The organism is Winogradskyella sp. (assembly GCF_013213975.1).
Lineage (GTDB): Bacteria > Bacteroidota > Bacteroidia > Flavobacteriales > Flavobacteriaceae > Winogradskyella.
Map to the genome: position 1 here is coordinate 1 of NZ_JABSST010000026.1, position 19,747 is coordinate 19,747.

At 35.5% G+C, this 19,747-nt stretch carries 14 protein-coding genes, 2 tRNA genes and 2 rRNA genes; 15 read left to right on the plus strand and 3 right to left on the minus strand.

What is annotated here, in order from left to right; translation table 11 throughout:
- Positions 1-746 (plus strand): 23S ribosomal RNA (locus HRU49_RS05365); the annotation flags it as partial.
- Positions 747-824: 78 nt separating this feature from the next.
- A 5S ribosomal RNA gene (gene rrf, locus HRU49_RS05370) occupies positions 825-934 on the plus strand.
- 128 nt (positions 935-1,062) lie between these two features.
- On the opposite strand, the gene HRU49_RS05375 is transcribed toward rrf, so the two are convergent.
- Positions 1,063-2,205 carry an acyl-CoA dehydrogenase gene (locus tag HRU49_RS05375; protein ID WP_296354927.1) on the minus strand — a complete coding sequence of 381 codons (1,143 nt, stop codon included), beginning with the start codon at positions 2,203-2,205 and terminating at the stop codon, positions 1,063-1,065.
- A 97-nt stretch (positions 2,206-2,302) separates the two neighbouring features.
- Here HRU49_RS05375 and HRU49_RS05380 point away from each other — a divergent pair, with 97 nt between their 5' ends.
- The 9 genes from HRU49_RS05380 to HRU49_RS05420 all read left to right on the plus strand — a co-directional run bounded on the left by HRU49_RS05380 (position 2,303) and on the right by HRU49_RS05420 (position 9,589).
- Positions 2,303-3,364 (plus strand): anhydro-N-acetylmuramic acid kinase, encoded by a 1,062-nt coding sequence (locus tag HRU49_RS05380; RefSeq protein ID WP_363146323.1) that lies wholly within the window; start codon positions 2,303-2,305, stop codon positions 3,362-3,364.
- A gap of 74 nt (positions 3,365-3,438) precedes the next feature.
- Positions 3,439-4,665, plus strand: coding sequence for a Glu/Leu/Phe/Val dehydrogenase dimerization domain-containing protein (locus HRU49_RS05385; protein WP_296354975.1), 1,227 nt, complete (start codon positions 3,439-3,441; stop codon positions 4,663-4,665).
- 15 nt (positions 4,666-4,680) lie between these two features.
- Positions 4,681-6,072: a sodium:proton antiporter NhaD gene (gene nhaD, locus HRU49_RS05390; RefSeq protein ID WP_296354931.1), complete on the plus strand. Its 1,392-nt coding sequence runs from the start codon at positions 4,681-4,683 to the stop codon at positions 6,070-6,072.
- A gap of 64 nt (positions 6,073-6,136) precedes the next feature.
- The gene (locus tag HRU49_RS05395; protein ID WP_296354934.1) at positions 6,137-6,832 is read left to right on the plus strand and encodes a MotA/TolQ/ExbB proton channel family protein; all 696 of its coding nucleotides are present in this window, start codon (positions 6,137-6,139) and stop codon (positions 6,830-6,832) included.
- A gap of 1 nt (position 6,833) precedes the next feature.
- On the plus strand, positions 6,834-7,226 hold the full coding sequence (locus HRU49_RS05400; RefSeq protein WP_296354936.1) for a biopolymer transporter ExbD: 393 nt from the start codon (positions 6,834-6,836) through the stop codon (positions 7,224-7,226).
- A gap of 42 nt (positions 7,227-7,268) precedes the next feature.
- A complete protein-coding gene (locus HRU49_RS05405) occupies positions 7,269-8,111 on the plus strand; it encodes an energy transducer TonB (RefSeq protein ID WP_296354938.1) in 843 nt (280 codons plus the stop codon).
- A gap of 6 nt (positions 8,112-8,117) precedes the next feature.
- Positions 8,118-9,335, plus strand: a complete 1,218-nt coding sequence (locus HRU49_RS05410) for a folylpolyglutamate synthase/dihydrofolate synthase family protein (protein WP_296354940.1) — start codon at positions 8,118-8,120, stop codon at positions 9,333-9,335.
- A 63-nt stretch (positions 9,336-9,398) separates the two neighbouring features.
- Positions 9,399-9,473: transfer RNA gene (locus HRU49_RS05415), tRNA-Val, on the plus strand.
- A gap of 41 nt (positions 9,474-9,514) precedes the next feature.
- Positions 9,515-9,589: transfer RNA gene (locus HRU49_RS05420), tRNA-Val, on the plus strand.
- A 10-nt stretch (positions 9,590-9,599) separates the two neighbouring features.
- Here the strand turns inward: HRU49_RS05420 and murF are convergent.
- Positions 9,600-10,880 carry a UDP-N-acetylmuramoyl-tripeptide--D-alanyl-D-alanine ligase gene (gene murF / locus HRU49_RS05425; protein ID WP_296354942.1) on the minus strand — a complete coding sequence of 427 codons (1,281 nt, stop codon included), beginning with the start codon at positions 10,878-10,880 and terminating at the stop codon, positions 9,600-9,602.
- Between the two features lie 67 nt (positions 10,881-10,947).
- Positions 10,948-12,627 (minus strand): gliding motility lipoprotein GldJ, encoded by a 1,680-nt coding sequence (gene gldJ, locus HRU49_RS05430; RefSeq protein ID WP_296354944.1) that lies wholly within the window; start codon positions 12,625-12,627, stop codon positions 10,948-10,950.
- Positions 12,628-12,951: 324 nt separating this feature from the next.
- Between gldJ and porU the strand changes: the two genes are divergently transcribed.
- The 4 genes from porU (at position 12,952) to pdhA (ending at position 19,744) form a co-directional block, all read left to right on the plus strand.
- Positions 12,952-16,803, plus strand: a complete 3,852-nt coding sequence (gene porU / locus HRU49_RS05435; RefSeq protein WP_296354946.1) for a type IX secretion system sortase PorU — start codon at positions 12,952-12,954, stop codon at positions 16,801-16,803.
- Positions 16,804-16,866: 63 nt separating this feature from the next.
- Positions 16,867-18,096, plus strand: a complete 1,230-nt coding sequence (gene porV / locus HRU49_RS05440) for a type IX secretion system outer membrane channel protein PorV (RefSeq protein ID WP_296354948.1) — start codon at positions 16,867-16,869, stop codon at positions 18,094-18,096.
- Positions 18,097-18,171: 75 nt separating this feature from the next.
- Positions 18,172-18,654 carry a cytidine deaminase gene (gene cdd, locus HRU49_RS05445; protein WP_296354950.1) on the plus strand — a complete coding sequence of 161 codons (483 nt, stop codon included), beginning with the start codon at positions 18,172-18,174 and terminating at the stop codon, positions 18,652-18,654.
- Between the two features lie 91 nt (positions 18,655-18,745).
- Positions 18,746-19,744: a pyruvate dehydrogenase (acetyl-transferring) E1 component subunit alpha gene (gene pdhA / locus HRU49_RS05450; RefSeq protein WP_296354951.1), complete on the plus strand. Its 999-nt coding sequence runs from the start codon at positions 18,746-18,748 to the stop codon at positions 19,742-19,744.
- Positions 19,745-19,747: the final 3 nt, after the last annotated feature.

The window sequence follows — 19,747 nt, forward strand, 5'->3', positions numbered from 1 at the left end:
ACTTTGAAGTGGCGTCGACAGGCGTTGTGGAGTCATTGTTGAAATACCACCCTTAACTTATTTTAATCCTAACTCAGAAATGAGGACAGTGCTTGGTGGGTAGTTTGACTGGGGTGGTCGCCTCCAAAAGAGTAACGGAGGCTTCTAAAGGTTCCCTCAGCACGCTTGGTAACCGTGCGTAGAGTGCAATGGCATAAGGGAGCTTGACTGAGAGACATACAGGTCGATCAGGTACGAAAGTAGAGCATAGTGATCCGGTGGTTCCGCATGGAAGGGCCATCGCTCAAAGGATAAAAGGTACTCCGGGGATAACAGGCTGATCTCCCCCAAGAGCTCACATCGACGGGGGGGTTTGGCACCTCGATGTCGGCTCGTCACATCCTGGGGCTGGAGAAGGTCCCAAGGGTTGGGCTGTTCGCCCATTAAAGTGGCACGCGAGCTGGGTTCAGAACGTCGTGAGACAGTTCGGTCTCTATCTACTGTGGGCGTTAGAAATTTGAGTGGATCTGACTCTAGTACGAGAGGACCGAGTTGGACTAACCTCTAGTGTACCTGTTGTTCTGCCAAGGGCATTGCAGGGTAGCTACGTTGGGAAGGGATAAGCGCTGAAAGCATATAAGCGCGAAACCCACCACAAGATGAGATTTCTTTAAAGGGTCGTTGAAGATGACAACGTTGATAGGCTACAGGTGTAAAGGCAGTAATGTCATAGCCGAGTAGTACTAATAACCCATAGGCTTATTGTACGCCGCTCTTTTTAGTAAGTACAGTTCATGTAATTTTTTCAATATGTTAAACATACGGTTCAAGCAACCGAAACAGCTTAAGGTGGTTATAGCGACGGGGCTCACCTCTTACCATTCCGAACAGAGAAGTTAAGCCCGTTTGCGCCGATGGTACTACTTATTTGTGGAAGAGTAGGTCGCCGCCTTTTTTAAACCCAGTTCTTTAAGAACTGGGTTTTTTTGTTTATAGCTCTAAAAATATTTTAGTTGGATACTAAACATTAAAAAGCCGATAAACAAGTAGATTATCGGCTCAATAACAAATTTTATATTCTCTTTAAACTCTTAATACTCCTCGTGAAATAACAATTTTTTGAATTTCGGAAGTACCTTCGTAAATCTGTGTAATTTTTGCATCACGCATCAAACGTTCAACGTGATATTCTTTTACAAATCCGTTGCCACCATGAATTTGAACGGCTTCTACTGTTTGTTCCATAGCTACTTTACTGGCATAAAGTTTAGCCATAGCACTTGACATATCGTAATTATTGCCATTATCTTTATCCCAAGCAGATTTCATAACCAGCATACGAGCAGCTTCAATTTCTGTATACATGTCTGCTAGCTTAAATGCGATGGCTTGATGGTTCGATATTTCAGTACCAAATGCCTTACGTTCCTTAGAATACTTTAATGCTAATTCATAAGCACCTGAAGCAATACCTAAAGCTTGAGCGGCAATTCCTATTCTACCACCGGAAAGTGTTTTCATGGCAAATTTAAATCCAAATCCATCTTCACCTATTCTATTTTCTTTAGGAACCTTAACATCATTAAATTGTAAAGTATGCGTGTCGCTTCCTCGAATTCCAAGTTTATCTTCTTTTGGACCAATATCAAATCCAGGCATTCCTTTTTCAACAATAAATGCATTAATTCCTCTATGCCCTTTTTCTCTGTCTGTTTGTGCAATAACTAAATATACATCTGAACGACCACCATTGGTAATCCAATTCTTGGTGCCATTTATGACATAATGGTCTCCCATATCAATAGCCGTCGTTTTTTGAGAAGTAGCATCACTACCTGCTTCGGGTTCACTTAGGCAGAATGCACCAATTTGTTCTCCACTAGCCAATTTGGTAAGATATTTCTCTTTTTGCTCTTCCGTTCCAAAAGCTTCTAAACCATAACACACCAACGAGTTATTTACTGAAACCATAACTGATGCTGACGCGTCAATTTTAGATAATTCTTCCATTATTAATACATAAGAAATGGCGTCCATTCCGCTTCCTCCATACTTAGGGTCAACCATTATTCCCATAAATCCAAGTTCTCCCATTTTTCTCACTAGCTCGTCAGGAAATGTCTGTGTGTTATCTCGTTCTATAACACCTGGAAGTAATTCTGTCTTTGCAAAATCTCTGGCTGCATCACGTATCATTAAGTGCTCTTCGGTTAAGCTAAATTCCATAAATAAAATTAATTATTGATTTGTTAAAAAATGTACGCAAAGATAACTTATTCTTGCTGTATTTTCAATAAGTAATATTATTTTTACTAATATGGTAATGTCTAAATATAAAGTCATTGGTGTCATGTCTGGAACATCTTTAGATGGGATAGATTTGGTCTATGCAGAATTTGATTATAATGATACTTGGGAGTTTGAAATTATTTTTGCAGAGACAATACCGTATACGTCAGATTGGGTAATTAGACTGAAAGGTTTAATAAACTATTCAATTCAAGATTTACAGGTCTTAGATATAAAGTATACCGAGTATTTAAGTTCTGTTATTTCAAAATTTATGCATGATAATAAAATTGAGACTATTGATTTTATTTCTTCTCATGGGCACACAGCACTTCACCAACCTGAACTAGGTCTAACATATCAAATAGGTAATCTTCAGATTATGTCTGACGTTTTAAGACAAAAAGTGATATGTGATTTTAGAATTCAAGATGTTGACTTTGGAGGCCAAGGAGCACCTCTTGTTCCTGTTGGAGACCACCTACTATTTAGCGAATATGACTATTGTTTGAATTTAGGAGGGTTTGCAAACATTTCTTTTGAAAAAAATAATACTCGAATAGCCTTTGATATTTGCCCTGTAAATATCGTCTTAAATCATTATGTCTCATTCTTAGATTTGGAGTATGATGATAGAGGGATACAAGCTAATGGAGGAAAAGTTTCAATAGGGTTACTTGATGATCTAAATAGATTAGATTTTTATAATCTAACACCTCCTAAATCATTAGGATTAGAATGGGTGAAAAAGAATATTTTTCCTGTAATAGACGCTTATAAACTGAATGTTCAGTCTGTTTTAAGAACGTTTGTAGAACACATTGCTTTCCAAATCTCAACTATTCTGTCTGAAGGAAATGGAACCGTCTTAATTACAGGTGGGGGAGCTTACAATGATTTCTTAATCAGTAGGATATCTTCACGTTCAAAATGTGAGATTGTTATACCTCAATCGAATTTAATTGAATTCAAAGAAGCACTTATTTTTGGGTTTTTAGGTGTTTTAAAAGACCGAAATGAAGTGAATTGTTTAAGGGATGTAACAGGTGCAAAAACGGATCATTCTTCTGGGAAAATTTTGCTTCCAAACACTTAAAATTAATCTTAATTTCACTTTCAAGGATTGAGAGTTTTTTATATTTGTTGAACTAACTAAATAGATTACAATTGATTAAAAAATTACTTCAGAAATACGAAAATAGGGAGCCAGAAATTGTCTTTCATTGGAATGACCCAGAAACAGAAGCTCAAGGTTGGACTGTAATAAATTCTCTAAGAGGTGGTGCAGCAGGTGGCGGAACACGAATGCGTAAAGGACTGGATAAAAATGAAGTTTTGTCCCTTGCTAAAACTATGGAGGTAAAATTTACCGTATCAGGACCATCAATTGGAGGTGCTAAATCAGGAATAAATTTTGACCCAGATGATGAGAGAAAAAAAGGTGTTTTGGAGCGTTGGTATGCCGCAGTTTCTCCCTTGTTGAAAAGCTATTATGGAACAGGTGGCGATTTAAATGTTGATGAAATTCATGAAGTTATTCCAATTACAGAAGAGAGTGGAGTATGGCACCCTCAAGAAGGCGTTTTTGAAGGACATTTTAAACCTACTCAAGCCGATAAAATAAACAGAATAGGGCAATTACGTCAAGGTGTTATTAAAGTCATTGAAAACCCTAATTATTCTCCAAATGTATCTAAGAAGTATACTGTTGCTGATATGATTACGGGATATGGTGTGGCGGTTGCAGCAAAACATTTTTATGATCTTCAAGAGGATTCAATAGAAGGTAAGCGCGTTGTTGTACAAGGTTTTGGAAATGTAGGAGCGGCAGCAGCTTTTTATTTCTCTCAAATGGGAGCTAGAATAGTAGGTATAATAGATCGTGTCGGTGGACTTATTAATTCAGATGGATTTTCATTCGAAGATATTACAGATTTATACTTAAATAAAAAAGGCAATACTCTTGTAGCTAATAGTTTAATTCCATTCGATGAAATTAATGAAAGAATTTGGTCCTTGGAAACTGAAGTATTTGCCCCATGTGCTGCCTCAAGATTAATTACACAAGGTCAAATAGATCAAATGATTTCTACTGGATTAGAGGTTATTAGTTGTGGTGCCAATGTACCATTTGCCGATAAAGAAATCTTTTTTGGCCCAATAATGGAACATACTGATCAAAAAGTTAGTTTAATTCCAGATTTTATTTCAAATTGTGGAATGGCCAGAGTTTTTGCTTACTTTATGGAACGTAAAGTTCAAATGACTGATGAGGCAATTTTCCAAGATACATCGGATGTTATACGAAAAGCCTTATCAAAAGTTAAAGACAATAATCCATCGAAAACTGGAATTAGTGCAACTGCTTTTGAAATTGCACTAAAACAGTTGATTTAAAAAGCATACATTATTATGGAAACCGTTATCATCCTTGTATTTGTTTTTGGTTATTTAGCAATAACCCTTGAACACAATATTAAAATCGACAAATTAATCCCAGCATTAGTGATGATGGCAATAAGTTGGGCTTTAATTTCATTAGGGATTGATGATTTTTCGCAATGGTTTGACTCTGCTAAGCATAGTTTAATGGAGAATTTTGATGGATTAGGTCATGAAGAAAAAATGCACTTAATGGAAGAAACTCTTCTTCATCATCTAGGAAAAACTGCTGAAATATTGGTGTTTTTGCTTGGTGCTATGACCATTGTTGAAATCATAGATTATTTTGATGGGTTTTCTACTATTAAGTCTGCAGTTAAATTTAATAGCCGAAAAAAGTTGCTTTGGATGTTTTGTGGTTTGGCATTTGGTTTGTCTGCAATCATAGATAATCTGACGGCAACAATTGTTTTAATTTCCATACTTCAGAAAATAGTTAAAGATAGAGATATAAGAATTTGGTACGCTGGATTGATTATTATCGCTGCCAATGCTGGTGGTGCGTTCTCACCAATTGGCGATGTTACAACGACGATGCTTTGGATAGGCGATAAGGTTTCGACAGGAAAGCTATTTGTTTACTTATTTATTCCATCTCTTTTATGTATGGTTATTCCAACATTTATCGCATCCCTTTTAAAACCATTTAAGGGAGAGTTAGAGTTACAACCTGATGATGGTAAACCAAGAAATAAGTATAGTTCTACAATGTTATTCTTAGGTTTAGGCGCTATAATTTTTGTTCCAATTTTTAAAGTTATTACCCATTTACCACCTTATGTAGGCATGATGTTATCACTTGGGGTTGTAGCTATTTTTGCCGAAATTTACAGTAATTCAAAGTTCGCAATTTCAGCTAGTGTTTATGGTGTACACGATGTGCACGCAAGTCATAGTCCAGTTCATTATTCATTATCTAAAATTGAGTTACCAAGTATTTTATTTTTCCTTGGAATTTTAATGGCTGTGGCAGCGTTAGAATCGCTAGGCATACTTTTCGGTTTTGCAGATAGTTTAAAAGAAAACGTGGGATTAATAGGTACAGAACCAGCAGGAACGGTTGTGTCTGATTTGGTAGTATTATTACTTGGTGTAGGATCTGCGGTGATTGATAATGTTCCGCTGGTTGCAGCAAGTTTAGGGATGTTCTCTGAACCTTTAGATAATCAATTATGGCACTTCATTGCATATTCTGCTGGTACTGGTGGAAGTATGCTCATTATAGGTTCTGCTGCAGGCGTTGTAGCTATGGGTATGGAAAAAATTGACTTTTTCTGGTACCTTAAAAAAATCGCTTGGCTCGCTCTAGTTGGATTTTTGGCTGGTGCACTTGCATTTATGGCAACAAGAGCAATTTTCTAATATACTTAAGTTAGAAATGCAGCGTTATAACTAACAGAAACTTTTAAAACTTAAAACTTATTATATGATATTACTAAGTAATATTCAAGAAGTAACCGATATGGTTACTGATGGTGAACAAGTTGAAAAGACACTATCGATTATTGAATTAATAACTAGTGGTGGTACGTCTGGAATGGTCATTATTTTAATTTTATTCCTATTACTTATTATAGCTACTTATATCTATTTTGAGCGCATTTTTGCAATTAAAGCAGCATCAAAGGTGGATTCAAATTTTATGAATCAAATTAAAGATCATGTAAGTAATGGTAAAATTGATTCAGCTCAAATGTTATGTGCACAGCAGAATTCACCAGTGTCCCGATTAATAGCTAAGGGCATTACTAGAATAGGTAAGCCACTTGAGGATATTAATACTGCGATTGAAAATGCAGGTCGTCTTGAGATTTATAGTTTGGAAAAAAACGTCAGTATTTTAGCAACAATTTCTGGAGTTGCTCCTATGATTGGATTCTTAGGAACTGTAGTTGGAATGATCTTATCAATTTTTGAATTGGCCAATGCAGGTGGTACCATTCAAATGGATGTTCTAGCTAGTGGTTTGTATACTGCAATGACAACGACAGTTGGAGGATTAATAGTTGGTATTGTAGCGTATGTTCCTTACAACCATATTGTCGTTAAAACAGATAAGGTGGTTCATCAAATGGAAGCTAATTCAACAGAGTTTCTGGATTTATTAAACGAACCGATCTAATATGAATATTAGAGGACGAAATAAAGTAAAACCAGAATTCAATATGGCTTCAATGACTGATATTGTATTCTTGTTACTTATCTTTTTCATGATTGCGTCTACCTTAGTAACGACCAATGCCATTGATATTATTTTACCTAAGGCAAGTGGTAAAACTGAGAATAAGAAATCCACAGCAGTAAGTATAAAAAAAGATTTGACCTATTATATTGATCAAAACCGTGTTGGAGAAAGCGTATTAGAGGATCAATTAATATCTATATTATCTAAACAAAAAGAGCCTACTATTGTGCTAAGAGCAGAAAAATCTGTTCCAGTAGAGAATGTAGTTAAGGTAATGGACATAGCCAATAGAAATAAGTTTAAGGTAATTCTTGCAGTTAAACCAAATTAAACGGCATCATTTTTGAAATTGCATTATTAAAATGTATTCAGTATGAAATATTTTGAGACCAAACATCAACGTAATTCGGCACGGATCACAGCACTAATTGCTTTGATCTTGTTCTTATTACTGTTCTTTATGGGGCCTCAATATTTAGATCCACCTGATGAATATGGTGTCGCTGTCAATTTTGGAAACACAGATTTTGGAAGTGGAAATAGGCCATTATCTCAACCGAGACAGGCTGTTGAAGAGAAAGTGGTAGACGATCCACAACCTGTGACCTCGAAATCGGAGCCAACGAAAACGACCACAAAAACTGAAGAGGTAATGACTGAAGAAAATGCGGAAGCCATTGCCATTAAAAAACAAAAGGAAGCAGAAGCTAAAGCAAAGGCCGAAGCAGAGCGTATTGAACGTGAAAAACGTAAAGCAGAAGAGCGTGAGCGTCGAGAAAAAGCAGAAAAAGCTAAAAAGCTTGATGACCTAATCGGTGGCGTTAAAAACTCCAATGGTAATGATGATGGTGGTGAAGGCATAGATAGTCAAGGAGGTAATAAAGGTGATTTGGATGGTAATCCATATGCGCCTTACAATGGAATTCCAGGAGCTGGCGAAGGTGGTATCGGAGTGGGACTAAACGGAAGAGGGAAAGCCACATTTAAAAAAGAAGAAGGCTGTGAAAATGAATATGGGACTATAATTGTACAAATTGTAGTAAATAGAGAAGGACGGGTAATTGAAGCTACTCCTGGCGTGAGAGGTAGTAATAATATAACTGCTTGTCTAAAAGATGTTGCAAAAAAAATTGCATTATCTTATAAATGGCCACCTGATTCCAAAGCACCAGCTAGACAATATGGCAAGGTAAGAATCAACTTTACACCTAATTAAATTTCAATGAATTACACTGATACTGTTCAATGGATGTTTCAACAACTTCCTATGTATCAAAATAAGGGTAAGTCAGCTTACAAGGAAGATTTATCAAATACCTTAAAGCTTGCCCATCATTTACAAAATCCAGAACGTAGATTTAAATCCATCCATGTGGCTGGTACCAATGGTAAAGGTTCAACAAGTCATATGTTGGCCTCTGTTCTCCAGAAAGCCGGTTATAAAGTTGGATTATATACGTCTCCACATCTCAAAGATTTTAGAGAACGGATACGAATTAATGGTAAAGTTATAAGTAAACAATTTGTAATTGGTTTTGTCAAACGGAATAAGATATTCTTTGAAACTGAGCAGTTGTCTTTTTTTGAGATGACAGTGGGAATGGCATTTGATTATTTTTCTAAGCAAAAGGTGGATGTTGCTGTAATAGAAGTTGGCCTCGGAGGACGTTTAGACTCAACAAATATTATTACACCTGAGTTGTCAGTAATTACAAATATTGGTTTTGACCACATGCAATTTTTGGGAGATACCCTAGAGAAGATTGCGGGTGAAAAAGCAGAAATTATTAAAGAAGGTGTTCCTGTAGTAATCAGCGAAACACAACCTGAAACTCAATCTGTTTTTAAAGTAAAGGCACAGTCTAAAGGATCTCAAATATATTTTGCAGATCAATTAGTAAATAGGGCGTTCGAGAGTGATTTAAAAGGAACCTACCAAAGGCATAATATAAAAGCAGTGATGCAATCGGTTAAGATTTTAAATAATTTAGGGTTTTTAATAAATCGTAACGCGCTTAAAGGGGGACTTCTAAATGTTATAAAGAATACAGGCCTACAAGGACGCTGGCAGACAATAAAAGAGAAACCAAAAATTATATGTGATACTGCTCACAACAAAGAAGGACTTGCTTACACAATGAATCAAGTAAAGACAGAGTCCTATAATGCATTACATATTATTTTTGGTGTTGTTAGTGATAAAGATTTAGATTCTATACATAACTTGTTACCGAAAAATGCTATCTATTACTTTTGTAAACCCAATGTAAAACGTGGTTTAAGTGAAACACAACTTAAGAATTATTTCTTGAAAAAGGGTTACAAAGGTGATGCTTATGAAAGTGTTGCATTGGCTCTAAAATCTGCAAAACAATGTGCTAAAGAAGAGGATTTAATTTATGTAGGATGGAGAACTTTTGTCGTAGCTGAAATAATTTAATTTTTTAATAAAATTACTTTTGAGATTTTAAAAACTAGTCTATATTTGCAGTCCTAATATTTAGGTCGCGTAGCTCAGTTGGTTCAGAGCACTTGGTTTACACCCAAGGGGTCAGGGGTTCGAATCCCTTCGCGCCCACAAAAAGTTCACAGAAATGTGGACTTTTTCGTTTTAAACTAGGGTCATTAACTCAGTTGGTTTAGAGTGTTACCTTGACAGGGTAGAAGTCACTGGTTCGAATCCAGTATGACCCACAACAACGTTTTATAATTCTTCTAAAATACGCTCAAGGGCCATTCCTCTTGAGCCTTTTATTAAGACCGTTGCATTTTCTATTTTCAAAGTTTTTAAAATGGGCTTTAAATCTTCGAAGCTATTATACTTATTGGTTGTTTTTCTAATTTCAGTTTTATAAAAGTTGTTACCAATTAAGTAAATATTTTCATCAAAGTTTGCTTCAGCAAAGTCCACAATAGATTGATGTTCTGTTGCGGCTTCTTCACCCAATTCAAACATGTCTCCTAAAAACATAAATTTGTTATCGGTGTCAAGTTGTAAGAGATTCTTCAATGCTGCTAGCATACTTGTGGGATTGGCATTGTAGGCATCTAAAATGATTTTATTGTTGCTCTTTTCTATAATTTCTGAGCGATTATTATTTGGGTGGTAAGATTCAATTCCTTTTTTAATTTTAGGGGTAGTAACATTAAAATAATTACCAATGGCAATTGCAACAGCAATATTCCCGTAATTATATTCTCCTATTAATGCCGTATTAATTTCTATGGTATCATAAGACAAACTAACAAACGGGTTCGCCTTTTTAAAGTTAATTGTACAGTTGTTTGTCTGATCAGAACCAAATGAAATTATATTTGAGTAATTGCCAATCTGCTCAATTTGTTTGTCATCGTCATTATTAATAAATACATACTTATTGTGAAGTTTGAGATGGTCATATAATTCAGACTTACCTTTAATAACTCCTTCAACACCACCAAAACCTTCTAAATGTGCCTTGCCGAAATTGGTAATTAAGCCATAATCTGGAAGTGCGATGTTACTTAAAAATTCTATCTCTTTTTGATGGTTCGCGCCCATTTCAACAATACCAAAATCTAATTCGTTTGAGAAGGATAATAACGTTAAAGGTACACCAATATGATTGTTTAAATTACCAATAGTAGCCTTTACCTTATAGCTTGAAGACAACACTGATTTTATGAGTTCTTTTGTTGTTGTTTTTCCATTGCTGCCGGTTAATGAAATGATTGTTATATCTAACATTTTTCTATGATGAGTGGCTAATGCTTGGAGGCTAGATAAGACATCAGGTACTAAGAGACAGTTTTGGTTAATTGCAGCATGTACATTATCAACAACACAATATTTTGCACCGTTTTTAAACGCTTTATCTACGAAATCATTTCCATCGAAATTACCCCCTTTTAAAGCAAAATACATATCACCAGATTCTATTTTGCGGGTATCCTTGGATATCCGTTTACATTCTTTAAATTTCTGATATAATAATTCTATGTCCATGAGGCTAAAATTAAAAAAGTCCTGATGAATTTCATCAGGACTTTTTTGATTTATTAAAACGAATTTATTAATTGCGTTTTTTCTGATTTTTCACAGATTTTGAACCAACTCTTGATACAGCGCATCTAAAGCCAATGTAATCTGTGGCCATATCTTGAGGGAAATAACGGCGTTGAGCCGGATCGATCCAATAAGCTCTATCTCTCCAAGAACCACCCTTGAATACTCTTACTTCGTCGTTAATTAAAGATGTTCTGTTATTAGATTTATCGTATGATCTCAATATTTTTCCTTCAACTGAATCCATTTCTACACGGTGCTTAGGAGAATTATACATCTTCCCAGTTGCATCAAGTCTATCGTCTCCTTCATCAAAACTTTCTCTGTAGTATCGCGAAGAACGTTTATCACCATCTCTAAAGTTTCTGTTATCACTCTTATCAAATTGAGTTCTTAAATAGGTGTCCTTGTCATCTACAGGGATCTTTGCGATTTCACCAGGGAGGTTTCTAGCGATCACTTTACCATTACTTAAAGTATCATATACAATTTCATCAACAGTAACTACTTTCACGGTACCATCTTCGTTTAAGGCATTCTTAGTGTAAACGTTACCTCTGTAATAGTTAAAATCATTGAATTCATCATCAACAATTGGTCTGTATACATCAGCCACCCATTCAGCAACATTTCCAGCCATGTCGTATAATCCATAATCATTTGGTTGATAAGACTTAACTTCAGCTGTAATATCTGCACCATCATCAGACCATCCTGCAATTCCACCATAATCACCTTTACCTTGCTTAAAGTTAGCAAGTTGATCACCACGGTTTACACGCTTTCCAGATCTAGTGTATTGACCATCCCAAGGATATTTTTTACGACCTCTATATACATTGTAGCTTCTTAATTCACTCATGCCTAGGGCAGCATATTCCCATTCTGCTTCTGTTGGAAGTCTATATTTTACAGGAATTAAACCAGATTCTTTATTAGCATAAACATTAATTGGGTTTCCATCTGCATCAGTTTGTTGTCTGCGCTTTCCACCTTCCAAAACCTCTGAACTTCCGCCATAAGTTTGTGTTGGGGCATTTATGTAAGTGTCCACATCAAAAGTGCTTTCAGCATTTAAATCTGTTAAATGTGCGTCTCTCTTAATATAACCAGCTTCTTGTAATGACAACTCTGCAACTCTATTTGATCTCCAGTTTGCATATTCAACTGCTTGAATCCAGCTCACACCAACCACTGGGTAATTTGCATATCCAGGATGGCGTAAGTAGTTTTCAGTCATCATTTCATTGTAACCTAAACGATTTCTCCAAACCAAAGTGTCTGGTAAGGCACCTTTATAGATAAGTGCATAATTTGGATCATCCGGAGGATATACGCTCTTAAGATAATGTAAATAGTATAAATAATTCACATTAGTAACTTCATTTTCATCCATGTAAAAGGATTGAATGTGCTGCTGATTAGGTGTATTGTTCCAATCGTGCATTGGATCATCTTGAACTTTACCCATGGTAAATGTACCTCCTTCAACGAAAGCAGTACCTGGTGGGGTTTCTTGTTCTTTAAAATTGGTGTTGTATTGAAAGCCACCATTTTTATCATTAATTTTCCAACCTGTAGCGCTATCTACGTTACTGGAATTAGATGATCGTTTACAACTGGCAATGCTAATGCAAAGCACGGCAACGACTAAAAATTTGAGGTTTGAGACATTTTTCATATCCATATGTTTAAGTAAGCTCGTTTAATTATAGTTCTGCAATATAAGAATTAAAGGTAAACTGACAACTTTTTTTTGCTTGAAAATTCAAAAAAATGTGCATTTCATCCTTTTTTTTTGACACAATAACGGATTTTTAACCATTTATCGATGTATTTTGCTCTTTAATAACGAGTACAAAAAAGAATTATTGTTGTACCTTTGAAATTAAAATTGATGCCTCATAATAAGGTTTAAATTTAGGCGTTATTTTACTATAAATTTTACTAAATTCAGGTTAGTGTTTACAAAAAGTAAAATTTGTCAAAAAATTAAACCATCAGCATACAGATGAAAAATTGCTTGTTAATAATTTTTGTTTTTGGTGTGTTACTAGCATTTGGTCAGCAAAAGCAATTTGATATTCCTTGGAATGGTTCTGTTGAACTTGAAACGGCATACGGTAATAAAATTGTGCCATCATTTGATTCAAGACATTTCAGTTATGACAATGAGAGGGGCTTAAGATATTTTACACAATGGGAAGGGATTGCTACTGCTATTGACGAAAATGCGGTGAGCTTATCAAATGTTAACTACGAAGTTATAAGTTTGGCAGATCTCAATAATTTGGATCCGAACTTAATTCCTTCAGAACCAATTTTTCAACTATTTAATACGAAAGCCAGAAATAAATATGCCTATTATTTTGAGATAAGTCCTATTATTAAGGACAGAGGGGTCTACAAAAAAATACAGTCTTTTACCATAAATTACAATGCATTAGCTGGAAGAAATCAAAATCAGAGTAATAGCCAGATCGTAAATTCAGTTCTAAGTAATGGGGAGTGGTATAAGTTCTATATTGAAGACTCGGGTGTTTTTAGATTAACCAAAGGGTTTTTAAATGATTTAGGAATTAATACAAATTCTGTAGATCCAAGAACTATTAAAATTTTTGGTAATGGTGGCAGGATGCTACCATTATTAAATTCTGCTGAATACCCTTATGATATCGTAGAAAATGCTATTAAGTTTATTGGTGAAGAAGATGGCAGTTTTGATAATGGTGATTACATTTTGTTTTATGGTGAAGGTCCAAAAACCTACAGTCAAGAAAGTAACACTAATTTAAATTTGTATGTGGACAAGACTTATTATTATGTTAATGTAAGTTCAGGTGCTGGTAAGCGAATTGCTGCAATGCCAACAATTCCAGATGCACCCGATGTTCAAGTCACTACTTTTCAGGATTACCAATTTTATGAGGTTGATGAATACAATCTGGCCAAATTAGGTCGTCGTTGGTTTGGTGATGAATTTGATATCGAAAATCAACGTGTTTATAATTTTCAATTCCCTGGACTTATAACGAGCGAACCTGTTCGTGTTGACCTATCTGTTGGTTCAGTCTCTGAGACTGCTGGTTCAACTATGGGTATTACAATTAATGGAAATTTTCTGTCTAGTTTAAATCTGGGATCTATTAATCCAGGATCTGTTTTAGGAACGGCTGCATCGTATGGGCAAAATTTAAATCTTAATTCTGATGATATTACGGTAACCCTCGACTATAATAATAATGGGAATCCTTCTGCGAAAGCATATTTAGATTTTATTAATATCGAAGCAACACGAAGCTTGACTTATCAAGGCGAGCAGCTATGCTTTAAAAGTAGAGAAGTAGTGACAACCCCTGGAATTGCGGAATACACCATTTCTAATGCAGGCGGATTACAAGAAGTTTGGGATATAACAGATCGATTCAACGTAACAAATTATGAAAATCCGGAAGGACTTTCAAACTTGTCTTTTAAAGCAATTTCAGGCGAAGAAAGAACATATGTAGCATTTTCAGCTAATAATTTTTTAGAGCCAAGTAGAGATTCAGATACCAGAGTGGCTAATCAAAATTTAAAGGGAACCATTTTTAATAATGCTCAAGGGGCTTTTGAAGATATTGATTATCTAATTCTTGCACCTACGCCATTATTAGCTCAGGCTGAAAGACTAGCAGAAATAGATAGGAATCAGTATAATTTGAATGTTAAAGTAGTTGATCTACAATTAATTTACAATGAGTTTAGTACTGGTAGTCAGGATATTGCAGCATTACGCAATTTTGTGAAATACGTTTATGATAATGCTAGTAGCCCAGACAATAGACTCAAATATTTGTGCTTATTTGGTGAAGGTTCTTACGATTATAAAGACAGAATTAATAACAACACTAATTTAGTTCCGTCATGGTATTCCACTAATAGTTTTAGTCTTACCAATTCCTTTGTTTCTGATGATTTTTACGCGATGCTAGATTTCAATGAAGGCTCTATGAGTAATTTGGATCGTATGGATATTGCGGTTGGAAGAATATTAGCAGAAAACGCTCAGCGCGCTAAAGAGATGGTTGACAAGATTGAGGCTTATTACCAACCAGAAGCTTATGGAAGTTGGAGGAATAATGTGATACTCATTTCTGATGATGTTGATGAACAATGGGAGCGTATCTTGCAAGAGACTACAGACGGCATTGGCACTGAAATTGAAGCAGAAAAACCATTTTTTAATGTTGTAAAGATCCATACAGACGCATTTGAACAGGAATCCTCAGCTGCAGGTGACCGATATCCTGAAGTAAATGAAGCGGTGAAGGATGCTATTGAAGTTGGAGCTAGTGTAGTTAATTATTTTGGTCATGGTGGTGAGAATGGTTTAGCAAAGGAACGCATATTTGATATTTTTGACGCTCAAGAGGTAAATAATGTATGTAAGTATAATTTGTTTGTAACCGTAACATGTGAGTATACCAAATTTGATGATCCAGGTAGAGATACTGCAGGTGAATTTACATTTTGGAATAAAACTGGTGGTGCAGTTGCTCTTATTACAACAACACGTCAAATATTTGTTACTGTAGGTGTTTCTTATAATGAGGTATTGGATGATTATCTGTTTGCATATGGATCTAATAATTATCCTAGTATTGGAGAGGCTTTGCGACTCACTAAAATTGATAATAACATTGCTGGTATAAGTCAAAAAAGGTTAGTTTTTCTAATTGGAGATCCAGCAATGAAGTTAGCCTTTCCGGAACCTGATATTAGATTAACAAGGGTTAATGATGTGGATATTACACAACCTATAGATACACTTAAAGCCTTGAGTTATACAAAATTGGCTGGTGAAGTTACCGATACCAATGGCAATTTATTATCCAACTACAATGGGACATTAACAGCAACTGTATACGATAAGAAAATATCACGCCAGACACTTGCTAATGATAACGTTAATGATAATAATGGTCCCATACGATTAGATTTTACAACCTTGGGTGAAATTATTTTTAAGGGTCAAGCATCTGTTGTCAATGGTGAGTTTGAAGTCGATTTTGTTGTGCCTAGGGATATTGGTATACCTGTTGGCAATGGAAGAGTAAGCTTCTATGCCCAAACAAATAATCCACTTTCTAATCAGGCTGGGGCGAATTTTGATATAGAAGTCGGTGGAATAAATGAAAATGCACCACAAGATAATATCGGTCCCGTTATAAATTTGTTTATGAATGATGAAAATTTTGTTTCTGGTGGAATCACAAACGAGTCTCCCAGTCTAATAGCAAAATTGCAGGATGAGAATGGCATAAACACAGCAAGTGGGATCGGACATGATATTACTGTCGTAATAGACGGTGATGAAACTAATCCATTGGTTTTGAATGATTATTATCAAGCTAGTGTAGATGACTATACAAATGGTACTGTATCCTATCCATTCAGAGATTTAGAACCTGGACCTCATACCCTAACCTTTAAAGCATGGGATGTTTACAACAATTCATCAACAGCAGAACTACAATTTAGAGTTTTTGATGAAGATGACGAGCTGGTAATAGAGAATGTTTTAAACTATCCTAATCCATTTGTTAATTATACTGAATTTTGGTTTAATCACAATAGTAGTGATCCTTTAGATGTGTCAGTTCAAATTTTTACAGTATCAGGAAAATTAGTTAGAACACTTAATGGGCAAACAAGCAGTGGCAGTAAATCTGTTAGTGCTTTATCTAAAGATATTGTTTGGGACGGTAGAGATGATTTTGGTGATAAAATAGGAAAAGGGGTCTATATCTATAAACTAAAAGTGAAATCTAACCGTTTAAATAAGCAAGTTGAAAAAATACAAAAACTTGTGATACTCTAATAATAAATTATATTTGCTAATGATTGACACTGATTGCTTAGTGTTGATAACTTAATAATGAACATGAAGAAATACGCAGTAACCCTTATCGCTTTAGTAACCTTTAACTTTAATTTTGCTCAAGAAACTATAACATTTCCAGATCAGTCCTCCGTTATTACTACAGGTGTTCCTTTTATGCTTATAGCACCTGACGCTAGATCAGCATCCATGGGGGATATGGGAGTTGCAACTTCTGTTGATGGTTTTTCGCAACAATGGAATCCTGCTAAGTATGTCTTTTCAGAAGCTAAATCTGGTGTAAGTTTAAGTTATACTCCATATTTAAGTAGGTTGGTTAATGATATTTCAATTAGCTATGCTACTTATTTCAACAGATTAAATGAATATAGTGCGGTATCCGCGAGTTTTAAGTATTTTAGTTTAGGAGAAATTACCTTAACTCAAGGTGAAAATGATCCAGGTATTAATGTTAAACCAAATGAATTCACAGCTGATGTAGCGTATACCTTAAGGTTGGCTGACCAATTTTCAATGGCTGTTGCCGTGCGTTATATGAGATCTGATTTAAGGATTGATCAAGTCGATCCAAATGCGGACGCTGCAAGTACGTTTGGAGCAGATATTACGGGTTATTATCAAAGTGAGGAAGAAGCCTATAATGACTTTAATGGGAGGTGGCGAGCAGGTTTCGCTATTCAAAATCTAGGCCCAAAGTTTAAATATGATGATGGGGGTAGAGAAAATTTTCAACCCACTAACTTAAGATTAGGAGCAGGTTTCGACTTTATTTTCGACGAGTATAGTAAGTTAGGTATCACTGCTGAGGTTACTAAGCTGTTAGTGCCGACTCCGCCTTTGTATGGTTTTGTTGATACCAATGGTGACGGTGAACAGACTATTGACGATCCTTCTACACCAGATGTAGATGAAGGCGAACCAACAATTATAACACAAGGTCAAGATAATAATGTGAGTTTTTTAAGCGGAGTTTTTCAATCCTTTAGTGATGCGCCAGGTGGATTTAGTGAAGAATTAAGAGAGTTTACTTGGGCACTTGGGGCTGAGTATACTTACCAAGAAAACTTTGCTTTTAGAGCGGGATATTTTAATGAAGCAGAAGATAAAGGAGCGCGAAAGTTCTTCGCTATTGGAGCTGGATTTAAATATACAACGATCAATCTTGATTTGTCTTACTTGTTTTCTGCATCAAGAGTTCAGAGTCCATTAGAAAATACTTTACGTTTCTCTTTAACCTTTAACTTTGGTGATGGTACTTATGACGAATATTAGAACTAAAATATAATCAGAAATTGAAAACTATTGTTTCTAAAGCAATAGTTTTTTTGTCTTATAACATTAATACATATGAAGGAGGTTAAATTAGAAACTACATTGCAGGTTTATAGTAATATTGTAGAGCTTCCTAAGGATATTCAAGACTTAATGAATGCTGCTATTATAGCACGTAATAAAGCTTATGCTCCTTATTCGAAATTTAATGTTGGTGCAGCAATTTTATTAGATAATGGTGAAATTGTTTCTGGAAGTAATCAAGAAAATGCCTCTTATCCTTCTGGGCTGTGTGCAGAGCGCACTGCAATCTATTATGCAGGTGCTAAGTATCCAAGCGCTAAAATCTTGAAAATGGCCTTAACAGCCTCCTCACAAAATCAAATTACAGACACACCAATTCCACCATGTGGTGCTTGTCGGCAGGCTATTGCTGAATACGAAATTAAACAAGATCAACCTATTGAAATTTATTTTATGGGAGCAAAAGGAAAGGTAGTGAAATCTCATTCATTAGCTAATTTATTACCTGTTGGATTCGATAGAAGCTATCTATAACGTTTTCGGACAAAAATTACAATTTTCGGTTTTTTGATTACTAACTATTATGTTATTTTTGTTAATCCGATAAAAAGAACGAATCAAAAAAATGCAAAAGATAACTAAGGAGGTTTATTTAAAATGGTATGAAGACATGCTGTTTTGGAGAAAATTTGAGGACAAACTTGCGGCTGTTTATATTCAGCAAAAAGTTAGAGGTTTTCTACATTTATATAATGGTCAAGAGGCTGTTTTAGCAGGAGCTTTACATGCAATGGACCTTACTAAAGATAAGATGATTACGGCTTATCGCAATCATGTACAACCAATAGGTATGGGAGTAGATCCGAAGCGTGTAATGGCAGAATTATACGGAAAAGCAACTGGTACTTCTCAAGGGCTAGGTGGGTCTATGCACATATTTTCTAAGGAGCATCGTTTTTATGGCGGCCACGGTATCGTAGGTGGTCAGATTCCACTAGGAGCAGGAATTGCATTTGGAGACAAATATCATGGAAGTGATGCTGTAACCATTTGTTGCTTTGGTGATGGTGCCGCTAGACAGGGATCATTGCATGAAACATTTAATTTAGCGATGCTTTGGAACTTACCGGTAGTTTTTGTTTGTGAAAATAATGGATATGCTATGGGTACGTCAGTAGAGCGTACAGCTAACCATACAGATATTTGGAAATTAGGTTTAGGTTATGAAATGCCTTCAGGTCCTGTTGACGGAATGAATCCAATCAAGGTTGCAGAAGCTTTCGATGAAGCTATCCAAAGAGCACGCCAAGGTGGTGGACCTTCATTTTTGGAGGTTAAAACTTACCGTTACAGAGGACATTCAATGTCTGATGCTCAGCATTATAGAACGAAAGATGAAGTCGAAGAATATAAAAAGATTGATCCTATCACTCAGGTGAAAGATATTATTCTCGAAAAGAAATATGCGACAGAAGATGCGATAAAAGTAATTGATAAGCGTGTAAAGGATAGAGTGTCGGAATGTGAGAAATTTGCTGAGGACTCTCCATATCCATCAAAGAATGTGATGTATGATGCGGTTTATGAACAAAAAGATTATCCATTTATACCTCATAAATTATAAGCT